Annotated in this window: 13 protein-coding genes; 5 read left to right on the top strand and 8 right to left on the bottom strand. The window is 36.2% G+C overall.

From position 1 onward, the window contains the following. Nucleotides 1–171 precede the first annotated feature (171 nt). Complete coding sequence (locus tag ALGA_RS00940; protein WP_096427518.1) at nucleotides 172–1,029, bottom strand: PPK2 family polyphosphate kinase; 858 nt, start codon at nucleotides 1,027–1,029, stop codon at nucleotides 172–174. 206 nt (nucleotides 1,030–1,235) lie between these two features. On the opposite strand from ALGA_RS00940, the gene ALGA_RS00935 reads away from it, so the two are divergent. Both ALGA_RS00935 and ALGA_RS00930 read left to right on the top strand, forming a co-directional pair. Continuing rightward, nucleotides 1,236–4,277, top strand: a complete 3,042-nt coding sequence (locus ALGA_RS00935; protein ID WP_096427517.1) for a hypothetical protein — start codon at nucleotides 1,236–1,238, stop codon at nucleotides 4,275–4,277. Between the two features lie 286 nt (nucleotides 4,278–4,563). Further along, the gene (locus ALGA_RS00930) at nucleotides 4,564–5,268 is read left to right on the top strand and encodes a queuosine precursor transporter (RefSeq protein WP_096427516.1); all 705 of its coding nucleotides are present in this window, start codon (nucleotides 4,564–4,566) and stop codon (nucleotides 5,266–5,268) included. A gap of 20 nt (nucleotides 5,269–5,288) precedes the next feature. Here the strand turns inward: ALGA_RS00930 and ALGA_RS00925 are convergent, their stop codons facing one another. From ALGA_RS00925 to ALGA_RS00915, 3 genes are all read right to left on the bottom strand, one after another. Then, nucleotides 5,289–5,471 (bottom strand): hypothetical protein, encoded by a 183-nt coding sequence (locus ALGA_RS00925; RefSeq protein ID WP_096427515.1) that lies wholly within the window; start codon nucleotides 5,469–5,471, stop codon nucleotides 5,289–5,291. A 390-nt stretch (nucleotides 5,472–5,861) separates the two neighbouring features. Next, complete coding sequence (gene mscL, locus ALGA_RS00920; RefSeq protein ID WP_096427514.1) at nucleotides 5,862–6,287, bottom strand: large-conductance mechanosensitive channel protein MscL; 426 nt, start codon at nucleotides 6,285–6,287, stop codon at nucleotides 5,862–5,864. A gap of 678 nt (nucleotides 6,288–6,965) precedes the next feature. Next, entirely contained in the window at nucleotides 6,966–8,231 is a 1,266-nt protein-coding gene (locus ALGA_RS00915) for a metallophosphoesterase (RefSeq protein ID WP_096427513.1), read from the bottom strand. A 189-nt stretch (nucleotides 8,232–8,420) separates the two neighbouring features. Here ALGA_RS00915 and ALGA_RS00910 point away from each other — a divergent pair, with 189 nt between their 5' ends. Continuing rightward, nucleotides 8,421–8,993 carry a nitroreductase family protein gene (locus ALGA_RS00910; protein WP_096427512.1) on the top strand — a complete coding sequence of 191 codons (573 nt, stop codon included), beginning with the start codon at nucleotides 8,421–8,423 and terminating at the stop codon, nucleotides 8,991–8,993. Nucleotides 8,994–9,131: 138 nt separating this feature from the next. Beyond that, on the top strand, nucleotides 9,132–10,079 hold the full coding sequence (locus ALGA_RS00905; RefSeq protein WP_096427511.1) for an NAD(P)-dependent alcohol dehydrogenase: 948 nt from the start codon (nucleotides 9,132–9,134) through the stop codon (nucleotides 10,077–10,079). Nucleotides 10,080–10,147: 68 nt separating this feature from the next. Here the strand turns inward: ALGA_RS00905 and ALGA_RS00900 are convergent, their stop codons facing one another. Continuing rightward, nucleotides 10,148–10,747: a thioredoxin family protein gene (locus ALGA_RS00900; RefSeq protein WP_096427510.1), complete on the bottom strand. Its 600-nt coding sequence runs from the start codon at nucleotides 10,745–10,747 to the stop codon at nucleotides 10,148–10,150. Between the two features lie 11 nt (nucleotides 10,748–10,758). Beyond that, nucleotides 10,759–11,253 (bottom strand): TlpA disulfide reductase family protein, encoded by a 495-nt coding sequence (locus tag ALGA_RS00895; RefSeq protein WP_096427509.1) that lies wholly within the window; start codon nucleotides 11,251–11,253, stop codon nucleotides 10,759–10,761. A 511-nt stretch (nucleotides 11,254–11,764) separates the two neighbouring features. Between ALGA_RS00895 and ALGA_RS00890 the strand changes: the two genes are divergently transcribed. After that, nucleotides 11,765–12,604: a prephenate dehydratase gene (locus tag ALGA_RS00890; protein ID WP_096427508.1), complete on the top strand. Its 840-nt coding sequence runs from the start codon at nucleotides 11,765–11,767 to the stop codon at nucleotides 12,602–12,604. Here ALGA_RS00890 and ALGA_RS00885 read toward each other — a convergent pair. Continuing rightward, complete coding sequence (locus tag ALGA_RS00885) at nucleotides 12,601–12,870, bottom strand: 4a-hydroxytetrahydrobiopterin dehydratase (protein WP_096427507.1); 270 nt, start codon at nucleotides 12,868–12,870, stop codon at nucleotides 12,601–12,603. The two genes, ALGA_RS00890 and ALGA_RS00885, sit on opposite strands and share 4 nt — an antisense overlap. 120 nt (nucleotides 12,871–12,990) lie before the next feature. Next, nucleotides 12,991–13,956, bottom strand: coding sequence for a hypothetical protein (locus ALGA_RS00880; RefSeq protein ID WP_096427506.1), 966 nt, complete (start codon nucleotides 13,954–13,956; stop codon nucleotides 12,991–12,993). Nucleotides 13,957–14,220: the final 264 nt, after the last annotated feature.

Below are 14,220 nucleotides of genomic sequence, written 5' to 3'. Positions count from 1 at the left end.
ATTGCAAATCAAATCAGGCTTATAATGTGAACTGTTCGTTGTGAAAATATTGATTGTGATGGTTAGTAGGGAAGTACATAAAATCAAGATAAAAGAAGATTTATCTTGATTTTTGTATTTTGAGACTTTGTTCGCCAATATGATTTTGGCATTACTCATTAATTCGTATTATTAATCATTTTCAAGTTGCTTTTTAAACTCATCTAAATGCGATAAAGTCTCTTTGTCGAGACTAGGTTCCACCATGTCTTTATAAGATTGCAAGCTTTGAAGTATTGTTTCAGCTACAATAAGTCTTGCTGTAGCTTTGTCGTCGGCAGGAACAACATACCAGGGAGCAAAGTCCTTCGAGGTGCGGTTAATTGCATCTTCGTAGCACTCCTGATAAGCACTCCACGATTTTCTTTCTTTCAAATCATCTTTGGAAAACTTCCAGTTTTTTACTTTCATTCTAAGTCTTCGAAACAATCTCTTTTTCTGTTCGTCTTTTGAAAGGTGTAAAAAGAATTTTAAAATAATAGTCCCACTTTCGGCAATGTGCTCTTCAAAATAAACAATTCGTTCCATGCGTTTGTGATAAAAGGCATCATCTAAATCATCAAGACCAGTTACCGAAGGAATGTTTTCTCCCAAAATATATTGGGGATGTACTCGGGTAACCAATACATTTTCGTAATGTGTGCGGTTAAAAACACAAATTTTACCTCTTTGCGGAAGTGCAATGTAATGCCGCCACAAAAAATCATGCTTTAGTTCATTCGAAGTAGGTGCCTTAAAACTGTGTACCACAACTCCTCTGGCATTCACATCTTTAAAAACCTCACGCACTAAACTATCTTTTCCGGATGTATCCATACCTTGCAAGCAAATAAGCATGCTGTATTTTCCATGTGCATACATGACATCCTGCAATTCGCTAATTTCTCTGCGAATGTGCTTTAATTTGTCCTTAGCATCTTCAATTTCTTTGAAAGTGTCGGTATTGGCTAAGCTTACCTTTTTCGTGATTTTATATTTATCGATATTCATATGGAAGTTTAAATTCAATTAAAAATAAGTATTTTTAGTCGTTTGCAAAATTATTATTTATTCGGAGCAGTAATGTATCGTTTAAGTTTTTGATATTACTCTACTGCAAGTCTAGTTATCAGACTTTAATAAGAGTGTTTTGTTGTACAGCTCAGTCTTCTAACTTGTTTTTGTTAAAATTTAAAATACACGATCAATATTATTATATGATGAAATTTGTTAAAATAGGTTTGGTTTTCTTTTGTTTGATAACAACTTGGGGACTTGCTAAGGGACAATATTTTACTACCGGACAAGATCCTGCTTCCATTAGCTGGAAACAAATTAACACGAATGATTTTCAAATTATATTTCCTGAAGCTTATGAAGAAAAAGCCAAATATATGGCTGCTATTTTTCAGGATTTACTTCAAAAGGGCGGAAAAGATCTCAATCATCAACCTAAGAAATTTTCAGTAGTTGTGCATACCCAAAGTGCTACAAGTAATGGGATGGTGGCATGGGCTCCTAAACGAATGGAGATTTATAATACTTCTTCGCCCGATAACGACGCTCAGTTATGGATTGATCATGTAACGACTCATGAATACCGGCATGTTATTCAGTTGGATAAATTAGAACAAGGATTTACTCGTTTTTTAAACTATATATTTGGCCAGCAATCGACCATGGTAGTAGTCGGTTTGTATTTGCCAGCTTGGTTTCTGGAAGGCGATGCTGTTTGTGCCGAAACAGCCTTAAGTGAGTTGGGCCGTGGACGATTGCCATTTTTTGAGCAGGAGCTGCGGGCTCAATTGATTGAAAAGGGCAACTATTCTTACGATAAAGCAATCAATGGATCTTATCAGGATTATGTGACTGATCGGTACAAATTAGGCTATTATTTGGTAGGCAAAGCAAAAACCCATTACGGAGATGAATTGTGGGAGAAAACACTCAACCGGGTTGGGAGAAGACCTTTAGGCATTACAAGTTTTGCCGATGGAATTAAAAATGGAATGAATGCGAAGCGAGATTCTGTATTTGTTTCTTTATCCGATAAGCAAAAAGAGATTCTGGCCCAAGGAATAAGTGTAGAGGATATTGATTGGGAACAGGTAAAAGAGCAAAATACCCGGGCTGATGGCAAACTGATGTTGTATTACGATACCATGAAGGAGTTGCAGTGGGAATGGAAAGTTCAGGATGCACAATTAAATCTTACGAAATTTGAAGCATTGGCAAATCGTGAGCAGGTATACACAAACCAACGCTTTCCGCATGTTGGCACTTCAGGAGAAGTGATTGTATTGAAAGAAGGCTTGGCAGATGCTGCTTACTTTGAAATAATCAGCGAAGACGGCAGTAAGAAAAAACTTTTCGTTCCCGGATACGATTTTAATTCGGGTTTCGATTACAAAAACGGCAAACTGATTTGGTCAGAACGAAAAGAGAATTTACGTTGGGAAAAGGCCGATAAAAGTGTGTTGGTGATGTATGATACCAATTTGAAAAAAAGAAGTAAAATCAAATATGAAAATTCTTTGTTTGCACCTGCTTTTTCAGATGATGGAAAGCAAATTACAGCTGTTGAAATTGATGAATTGGGCGATAATCATTTGGAGATACTCAATGCCGAAAGTAAACTGCTTGAGAAAAGAATCACGGCAGGGAAAGATGAATTTATATTATCACCAAAGTGGAACAAGAACAATTCGATATTATATATTCTTTTAAATAAAGAAGGAAAGCAATTGGTATCTCTCGATTTAAATTCAGGAAGCAGAACCAGCTTGTTTTCTTTTGGAGCACATGAAATGTCTCAGCTGGAGGTAACCGATGATCATGTCTTTTTTACAGCCAGTTTTACGGGAATCGATAATGTTTTTGCTTTCAATAAATCAAGCGAAAAAATTTATCAGGTTACTTCGTCAAGGTTTGGCGCACGCGATCCACATGTAAATAAAAATCAGCTCTATTATTCCGATTACACATCCGATGGCTATCTGCCGGTTAAAACTACCAGTCAAGCTGATAATTGGACAGAGTGGGCTGGCAATTTCAAGACATTCCCATTAGCCGAAAATTTATCGGAGCAATTGGGTGAAAAGTTATCTCCGGATACTACTAATTTGGATCGATTCGAAGTGAAGAATTACTCAAAATTGGGACATCTGTTCAATTTTCATTCCTGGGCTCCGGTTTTTATCGATGGGCTGGAACAAGAATCCGATATAGGCGTGTCTGTGGCTTCACAAAATAAGCTGAGTACATTGCTGACCACAGTTGGTTACAAAAAAGAACAGGGCTATCAAAACGGGCAGTTTTACGTGAATATGTCCTATCAGGGACTGTTTCCCATTTTCGATTCGAAACTGACAGTTGGCAATAAAGAATCACAGTTTTGGACGCTTGCCGATCGAATTACTCCTTCTCAGATAGATACAGTATTGGTGAACCGCGCTTTAAAACAATGGGGATGGGAAAATAGTATCCGTTTACCATTCGATCTTTCGGGAGGGAAATATTCCACACGCATAATACCAAAAGTAACCTACAGTTTGGCTAAGCTGGCAAACATGAAATATACAACTTTAGCTACTACACAAGCAAATCCTTTACCATTGGGCGAGTACGATTTTGGTGATAAGGATTTTACTCAGGAAATTATGGAGTATCAGATTTTTGCCTATAACATTGTAAAAACAGCTCCTCGCGATGTGCAGTACCAATGGGCTCAGGTGCTGGAATTGAACTATAGACACACACCATTTGGCGATTCGAAGCTGGGAGAAACATGGTCGGCCGAAAGTTACCTGTACTTCCCAGGTTTCGCAAAGCATCATGGCATTAAACTCTATGGCGGGTACCAAAACCGTTCAGTCTATAATTCCCGATTCTCAAATACGATTAAAAGTCCTCGTGGTATGTATGATATTTATGGTGAGGATATTTTCTCCACAGGAATTGATTACGCCTTGCCATTGTTTTATCCCGATTGGAATATGGGACCATTGGCCTATTTTAAACGAGTAAAGATGAACGCTTTTTTCGATTACGGATATCAAAAAGGTAAATTTTCAGATATGAATCAGAATTTATATGAATATAAGGATGCATTTACATCTTTTGGTGCTGAGCTAAGTACCGATTTGCATGTGCTTCGCTTTTCTGCACCTGTCGATTTGGGAATTCGGGTTGGGTATGAGGATCAAACGGGGAGCATGTTTGCAAATTTACTGATTTCCTTTTCTTTGAGTGCGTTTTAAATTTCCCGTTGAGGCTCAAAATTCTGCGTCTCAACGATATAATTATCTCCTTAACACACTGTAGTTTTAGCATTTAGCCTAACTAAACGCGATAATCGCGCACCAGCAGGGGGCGTTTGTGCGATATTATTCATGGAATTTATTCGCGATGAATTTTTCCTTACATTTGCATCCTGAATTTAGTACAAACAAAGCAGGTGGCATCTCCCTGCAACGAAGTAAAAATAAGGCCTAACAACAATTGTTTGTGAGTATCCTTTCCTGCTTCAGCAAAAAAAATAAAAAAATGCAAAACGAAATTTTATGGCTGGTCATGTTGCTGGCAAACTTCCTGTTAATTATTTTAGCATATCGCATATTTGGTAAATGGGGACTTATTATATGGATTCCAATTTCTGTTATTGTTGCCAATATTCAAGTTATTCAAACCGTTGAGCTTTTTGGACTTGTTGCAACTTTAGGTAATATCGTTTATGCCTCGTCGTTTTTAGTGACTGATATTTTATCGGAAAATTACGGGAAAGAAGAGGCAAAAAAGGCTGTTTGGATAGGATTTTTCAGCCTCATTTCCATGACCCTATTAATGAATCTGTCCTTATTTTTTATACCCCTGGAAGGAGATGAGTTTGCAGGCCTTGCACACAAAGCAACCAGTACAATATTTAGTTTAATGCCCCGCATAGCTATTGCCAGTCTTGCTGCATATTTACTTTCCCAACGGCATGATATCTGGGCTTATCATTTTTGGCGCAAACATTTTCCAAAAGACAGCCAAATTTGGATACGCAATAATTTAAGCACATTTGTTTCTCAGTTTATTGATAGTACTGTTTTTGTACTTATTGCTTTTTGGGGAGTATTTGAAACTGCTGTTATGTGGGAAATATTTATAAGCACGTATTTCTTGAAATTTATTGTTGCTGCAGCCGATACCCCATTCGTATATTGGGGCAAACGGATTTTCAAAAAAGAGAAGTTCTATTTAGATTGATGCCTTCTTTGGATAGAAGTTTAGAAATAGAGTTTATGTTGTTTGCGTTGCAATTTGAGTCCATCGCGTTGAAGCAGTCCGCCATTGTGTTGCAATTCATGATCATCGCGTTGCAATTTACGACCATTGCGTAGAAGTATTCCGCCATCGCGTAGTAATTTACGACCATCGCGTAGCAATTCATGACCATTGCGTTGAAGCATTCCTCCACCAGTTTATGGGTGGTAACAACTTTATGTTTTAAAGCAGCCTATTTTAAACACAACAACCTAAAGGCAAGTGACTTGTATTTCTAAATTTCGGTTAAAACAGCAGGGTGTAAGCTGAACGCCTTACAGTCAGGACTAAAGTTAATTTGCTGTAAAACAGCAACTTAAAGAAATGATGCATCTTATTTGGCATCAGTAATATGGCGACTAGTTACTATGCACTTTTTATTTAGATATTCGTTACTTGTCGTAATTCAGATATTTATTTTGTGTTTTAAAATCGAACTGAAGTTAGTAGTAGTTCGATAATAGAACAAGGGATTCGAAAGATACGGTACAAAAAAAAAGGACTCTTTCGAGTCCTTTCTGTTTTGGTTCAGTTATTTATTTTTTGAGCAAATCGCGTATTTCAGTTAATAATACTTCCTCTTTACTTGGAGCAGCAGGTGCCGCAGGAGCTTCTTCTGCTTTCTTTTGCATTTTTGCTTTCATTTTATTGAAAGACTTTACAATCATAAAAATAGCGAAAGCAACAATCAGGAAGGTGATAATTGCATTAATAAACAAGCCGTAAGCAATTGCAACTTCGCCAACAGCATCACCCGCACCAGGAACTGATTCTATTACTGCCGATTGCAGAATAATTTTTAGATCAGAGAAATCAACTCCGCCTAATATAATTCCCACAGGGGGCATAATAATATCATTCACCAATGATTTTATTATGGCACCAAAATAAAGTGCCATAATCAGACCGACAGCCATTTCAAGTACATTTCCTTTGGCTATAAATTTTTTGAATTCATTCATGGGAAAATTGTTTAGTTACTAGTTAATAATTGATGGTATTGATTCAATAAACTTGACAGTTTATGACAATAGGTGTTTGGAACTGTCAATATATCAAATCACTAAGGCTATTAAATGTACAAAATAAAAATTAATCAGCATCAATTTATTTTGTGCGTTTGCTTCTCCCTGCTTATCAAGCAGGAGGGCTGGAATGAGGCGTGAAATAAATTTAGGAAGACAAATCCACGATCCTAAAATCAAGCTTTGACTCACGAATTATCGGTACTGCCCTAACGTTTGGGTTTCAACCTTTTAAGCTTTAAGGATAAGCTTTTTGCTATTCCGACGCAAACGCGATTTGCTTTCCAAATATTTTTTAAAACCTGCGTCGGTACTTACTGCTACATTAATATCCCAGGGTGGCATTCGCTGTGCTCATTGACCCCGGGCTATTATCTTTGAGCCCTTCAGGCTCGAGAAAAAAATGATAACAAAGGAACGAATGTAAAATACTTCCCTTTTCGCTTGACTACAATTTATGCCTGATTAGTAAGGAGACCCAAAATTATCTCCTAATCCGTGTTTTGCGGAAATTCCAGTGTAGAATAAAAAAAGGACACGCCAAAGCGCATCCTCATTATATATAATTTTAAAATCTGTGTTAAACCAAAAATGTTTGTGTTAATCAGCGTCTCATTAGGTCAACTCCACCAAGGTAATTTCCGGTGGCATCCCAATTCTACCTGGGAACCCGATGTATCCAAATCCACGATTCACATAAAGATATTGATCCTTTTGCTGATACAATCCGCCCCAGCGAGGGTATTTGTATTGTATGGGACTCCATTTTATACCTGCCCGTTCGAGCCCAAATTGCATGCCATGTGTATGGCCGGAAAAGGTAAGGGCAATATCTGTATCCAAAACTTGCGCATCCCAGTGTGAAGGATCGTGACTCATCAAAATTTTAAAGGGTAGATTGGCTGATCCGTTGATTGCTTTATTTAAATCGCCATGTTGAGGAAAAGGAGGTTTACCCCAATTCTCTACGCCAACCAAAGCAATTTGCTCATCGTTAATTGTTATGGTTTCCGATTCATTTAAGAGCAACTTAAATCCCATTTCTTTATGGAAATCTTTAATTGCCTGCAGGTTTTTGGCTTTGTCTTCAGGAGATTTCCAATACGAATAATCACCGTAATCGTGATTTCCCATTATTGAATATTTTCCAATTTTAGCTTTCATTTTATCCAAAATAGGAGCCCATCCATCCGTTTCTTCAGCAAAGTTATTTACCAAATCACCTGTGAATAGAATCAAATCAGGTTCTTGTTCATTAATAAGATCGACAGCTAGGGCAATTTTTTCAAAATTCTTATTGAAACTGCCTAAGTGCATGTCTGATATTTGAACGATTTTCAGTCCTTTAAAAGATTTGGGAAGGTGATCGAAACTGATTTTCTCACGCATTACCCGGAAATTAAATTTTCCTTTAGTTACTCCATATAATATAGATGCAAACGGAATCGCTGCAAGAACTAATCCCATTTGATACAAAAATTCGGATCTCTCCATTTTTTTCGTTGAATTAAATTGTGGTACACTTTTTTTCTTTCTCTCTCGAAACCACTTTGTGGTTTTAGCAATCGCCCCTAGTATATCCTTTAATAGAACGAAAAGTATAAATACAAACTTTGGAATGTAGAACAATGCAAACCCAGCTACCAGGTAACCTACGTATATGTAGATTTCAGATTGTTGTACATATTTAATCCCAAACATGAACAGGGTAAAGCACGAAAAAATAAAAAGTGAGATTCCCCAGAAAAGTATGGTCAATGTTTGTCTTGCCAAAGCATTTTTAAATCTGGCAATCAGAGGTTTTACTCCGCGGTAGGTATAAATGTCTACCAACAGCATAAATAGTAACAGAGGAATCAATAGAAATACACTTGCTTTCATTTATATTTTTAATAAGTGATTCATTGATTAATAATTAGGCCCAAAGGTATGCAATAAAATACAAGCAAGTCCTTAATTTTTGTTAAAATATACTTACCTTCAAAAGCATGAGGTAAATGATCAATATAAACTTGGCTGATCTTGTTTTGTTGATCGGGAAACATTATTCCACTATAAATCGATACCATTATGAGCGAAAAAATTCATGATTTAGTAGATCAGCGATGGAGTCCCAGAGCTTTTTCTGAGAAAGAAATTGTAAGCGAAAAGATTGAAAAGTTATTTGAGGCCGCATCATATGCCGCTTCTTGTTTTAACGAGCAACCGTGGAGGTTTATATACGCGACAAAAGATTATCCGGAAAGATACGATCAGCTTTTATCGTGTTTAGTTGAATTTAATCAGATGTGGGTGAAAACTGCTCCAATGATTATAATGACGCTTGTTTCAAAAAAGTTCGCTCAAAATCAAAAAGATAATCATCATGCCCGTCATGACCTGGGGTTAGCCATTGGAAATATGTCTGTTCAAGCCATGAGTATGGATTTGTATATGCATCAAATGGCTGGGTTTAGTGTTGAAAAAGCTCGTGAAATGTTCGAAATACCTGCTGATTTTGATATTGTAAGCATGATAGCTGTTGGTTATTTGGGTGATCCGAAGCAATTACCTGAGAATATCAGGGAAATGGAATCGAATAAAAGGGTGAGGAGATCATTGGGTAAAATCCTTTTTGATGGGGATTGGGATGATATGAAATAAAATACAGATAGAGTATATAATCGGGCTTATCCTTACGGGTGGGCCTTTTTTCTTTGAAGATATTGGAAACTTGTTGTAACTTGAATAAAGCACAAGGGATTCATTATAAGTGTTTTGAATTTTTTAAATATCGGAGATATGAAAGCGGTAGTAATGAAAAAATATGGAACGCCGGATGTATTGGAGATCGCTAATATTTCTCGTCCGCAAATAGATGATAATCAGGTTTTAGTTGAGGTTTATGCTTCTTCGGTAAATCCGGTTGATTGGAAAATCCGTAAAGGAAATTTAAAACTATTCATGAGAAAGAAATTGCCCTGTGTTTTAGGTGGCGATATTGCTGGCCGGATTGTTGAGGTTGGGAAAAATATTCAGTTCTTTCGAATTGGTGACGAGGTTTTCGGGAAAATCGATATTGCTAAAAATGGCGCATATGCTGAGTATGTCGCGACCTCAGTAAACCACTTGGCTTTAAAACCGCAAAATATGGATTTTGATGAGGCCGCCACCTTGCCTTTGGCAGGATTAACGGCTTTGCAAGCACTTCGGAATATAGGCAAAATTCACAAAGGAATGAATGTGATGATAAATGGTTGCTCGGGAGGTGTTGGTTCTTTTGCCGTTCAGTTAGCGAAAGCTTTTGGATGCAAAGTTACAGGTGTTTGCAGTAGCCGAAATATTCAGTTTGTAAAAGATTTGGGAGCCGATTGTGTGATTGATTATATGGAACAAAATATTGTTTCGCTTCAAGAGGAGTATGATATCTTTTTTGATGTGGTTGGAAACCAAGAATACTTAAAAGTGAAGCATATTTTGCAACGAGGAGGTGTTTTTGTGACTACACTGCCTTCGTTCAATATTCTCTTACTTGGTTCCATTCATAACCTGGTAAGTTCTAAAAAAATGAAGACGGTTTTTGTAAAGGAAAGTAAAGCAGATCTCGAAATGTTAGCCGATTTTGTTGATGCCGGTCTGTTGAAAACACACATCGATAGATCCTATGATTTGATTGATGTTGCAGAGGCCCATCAGTACAGTGAATCGGGCAGGGTGGTTGGAAAACTCTCTCTTAAAATTGCCGAATAAACCTGATCTAATTTTGGTAAAGATCCAAGCATCATTTGATACTTGGATCTTTTTCCTTCATACTTCCTTTATCCTTTGGTTTTAATGCCGCAGCCAATTGCCTTGGTTGATGTAATTTCTGGTTTCTTATTTTGCAGTAATGCATCTACAGCATTATCTACGTAACGACTTGTAACTTCTGATGCATCTTTGTAATTGTTATCGATAGCGCCAATATATTCTACCGTATATTTTCCCGAATTATTGCTAAGAATAAAAACATGTGGTGTTTTTGTTGCACCATATCTCTTGAATACTTCCTGCGTTTCATCAATAAGATAAGGAAATGTGAAGCTTTTTTCCTTTGATCGTTTAATCATGTTGTCGAAAGAATCGCTTTCATATAATTCAGGATCATTTGGATTGATTGCTATAACAGGGTAGCCCTTTGATTTGTATTTCTTGTCTATTTCAATAATTCTGTCTTCGTAGGCCACTGAAAATGGACAATGATTACACGTGAAAATTACAATGAAGCCTTTGGCATCTTTATAATCCGCAAGCGAAATATGTTTTCCATCAACATTTTTTAGTTTAAAATCTTTTGCCTCGTCACCAACCTTATAGGCTTGGGCATTTACCCCAATTGTGGCCAATACAAACAGACCAAGAATCAATATTTTCTTCATAACTATAAACTTTAATTCATTTTTTTATTTAAATTATCAATAGACTTCGCCAGTTCGTCGTATGAAATCTGGCGGGTAAAAACTTCTCGAATATCTTTTTTATAAATAACAGTTGCAGGAAGAGCCCCATCCCAGTTTTTATCCACTTTTCCGATCCATGAGTCAGCATCCGGATCGTCAAGTAATATTACCCTAGCATGAATGTCTTTTCGTTCCAAAAATTTTGTTAGCCGATCTGTAACATTTTTCCCAAAATCGAGACTTATCAGAATCACCTTTACTTTTTGGTTCGAGTAATCTTTTCGGATATCTTCAAACTCGGGGAGTTCCTCAACGCAAGGTTTACACCACATGGCCCAAAAGTTAATCACGTAAGTGGTATCATTCTGATGATGGAAAATAGGTTCCAATTCATTAAAATTATAGGTTTTTATTTCTTGAGCCTCTGCCAATTTTATTGATAGTAGCAGCGCTAAAAATAATAATAGTTGCAATCTAATTTTCATTTTTTATATATAAAGACATTGAGGTATTAAATATACGACTATTGACTGATAAAGAACAGCGAAGATTGTTATTGATCTGTTAAATATCTGACGATCTAAAAATTGTAGAACTCCATATTTATGCCGATATCATCTACTAAATTTGGGCTGTTTAATTAGCATTAGTTTATGCATGAGTATGATAATTGTCAGGTTGTATGAAATATTTTTTTATCTTTGAAGCAAATTAGTACACTACATATGAACCAAAACATGCATATCGAGCGATTTTTCTTTTTTAGCAGCTGTTGTTAGAAGAGGATTTTCACGTACTATTAACTGATGATGAGCCTCTATAAAGGCTCTTTTTTTTTGACCCTATGAGAACAGTATTTTTTAATAATTGGTTTTTTATTTTTTTCTTTTTTAAAAGAGAGAAGAACAGGATTCTGATGAAATAAAATTTAAAATATTCATAAAGAGTCCTGATTAATTGGGACTCTTTTTTATGATGTAAAATCTAACTATAACCATGAACAAACGAAAAATTGTAATCCAAGGTGTTGAAGGGTGCTTTCACCATTTAGCTGCGAATGCTTATTACGGAGAAGATGTTGAATTTATTCCAGCCGAAAATTTCGCTACGCTGGTTCAATTAACCCAAGATGAATCTGTCTGTGATGGAGGAATTATGGCAATTGAAAATTCTATTGCTGGAAGCATACTTCAAAATTACGGATTATTACAAGATTCGGGCCTTGTAATCGAAGGTGAAATATTTTTAAGAATTAAGCAAAACTTGATGGCATTGCCCGGTCAGAAAATAGAAGACTTGAAAGAAGTTCATTCTCACCCAATGGCAATTAATCAGTGTCGTGCCTTTTTTCGTAATTATCCGCAAATTAAAATGGTGGAAACGGCAGATACTGCTTTAAGTGCAAAAAATGTAAGAGATAATGAGCTGGTGGGTGTAGGAGCTATTGCGGGTGATTATCCTGCAGAATTGTATCAGTTGGAAATAATAGCCGAACAAATCGAAAGTATTAAGGACAATCAAACCCGTTTTTTTCTACTAAAAAGACAAAAAGATGTCGGACCTAATGGTGGTTACAATAAAGCATCGCTTTATTTTAGTACCAGCCATGAGCCAGGAAGCTTATCGTATATTTTAGATTGTTTTGCTAAGGAAAACATCAATCTCTCAAAGATTCAATCTCTTCCAATTCCAGGTATCAATTGGCAATACTTTTTTCATGTCGATTTAGAATTTGAAGGTCCTCGACAGTTTAATAATGCACTGGCGAAAATAAAAGATTACACCAAAGGAATGCAAATCTTGGGCACGTACAATAAAGGAATTGTGATTACTTAAAATACTTTCATCGAATCATAAACTTTATCGATGAGTTTGGCAAGTACAATGTCCTTTTTGGTGATTTTCCTTTTGGCGTGAGTGGTTAATGTAAGGCGTACGTTCTTGTAGTTATAGAGCATTATATCAGGATGATGATCTATGCTTTCAGCTTCTTTAGCCACTAAATTTATAAAATTGATAGCTTCAATGAAGTTAGGAAGTAAATAATTTTTAACCAATTTACTATCAATTTCGCTCCAACCTTGATCCAATAATATATTCATGATATTTTCGTTTAGTAATTAAAGATACGGAAAGTCTGAAGCAAAGTAAATAGAAAAGAATGGGCAGCTAAATAAGCTGCCCAATAGTAAATATTCCTTAGTGCTGTAATTGAAGTGCGGTCACAAAGCAATTTCACGATCTAATTCTTCCCCCATGATCTGGGCTCCACTATACAGTACTGACCTTTCCTCAGCCTCCATATATAGGTCGAATGGCAATGAAATATCATAGGCCGATTGAACTATTGTTGCGATATCATCTCGGGCACCTAAGTGCGATCTCCAGTTTGTTTTGGTATCATCCAGAAGGTATGCATAAACCGGTCCTGAGAAATAAGCAAAACAGTTAACGAACGAGGGAGATTCCCACATTGTCTGTAACTGATTTTGCAAATATGCCTTGAGATCTTTATCGTTTCTGCATAATTTTTGAGCTGTATATTCTGCCATACCTTCATGAATCTCAAATCGATTTTCACAGCCGTCGCATTTGCTATACAAAGCTCTCCGATAATATCGAAAACAGATTGCATCAGTGATCGCTTGTTTTTTAATTTCCCCTTCACTTTGTAAGGCTAACTCAAGAGCTTTCCATTCAAGCTTCAGCCAAAATCGAGCTTCCATTTCGTCCATGTGGTTGTTATTATATGGCTTAGGTTTTAAATCTATTTCAGGTTGAACACAATGAAAAGCTTCATGAAGAATAACACATTGTCTCTTAATTTTATCCACTGGCAGTGGAAGTGGGATAACAGCCCAAATTTGATTGCCGATTTTTGCCGGGCCTTTTATCACATCAACGAAATCAGGTAAATTTCCGGTATAAATATCATTATAGGACTGTAGGTCTAGTTTTTTGCTGTTCTTATTAGTGTAGATTTTTCCATTTTCTTTATCTACTAAAAGAACTGGAACATCAAGAGTTCTTCCCCAAAGCATTCCATTGTCTTCAAAACACAATGCTTTAGTTTCCTTGAAAATGCTTTCTATTTCTTTCACATCATATGATTCTGCTATGGTCATTGAGCTGAATACTAACTGAAGTGCAAGAAAGATAGAGAGCCATATAAAGCCGTATTTTTTCATCTTGTTTGCTTGTTTCGTTCCTAACTTTTATTCAAATTATGCTTTGTTTTAAAACATAGTAGTTTTACACTTTAATTATATCAGTATTTGTGCCAATTGTAGTAATGCTTTGATGTTCAGTCTATAATGTATATTTCATTGTTTTGGCTTACTCTTAATAGTGTTGATTACCGTACAGTTTGTGTTCGTATTTGAACGTTTTTATTGTTAATTTAAAATTAAATAGGTGATGGATTTTTAGCTGAGCTCAACCATAAATTAACC

The organism is Labilibaculum antarcticum (genome assembly GCF_002356295.1).
Classification (GTDB): Bacteria; Bacteroidota; Bacteroidia; order Bacteroidales; family Marinifilaceae; genus Labilibaculum; species Labilibaculum antarcticum.
Note: the sequence above shows the minus strand (reverse complement) of the source record. Positions and strands in the feature narration are given on the sequence as shown.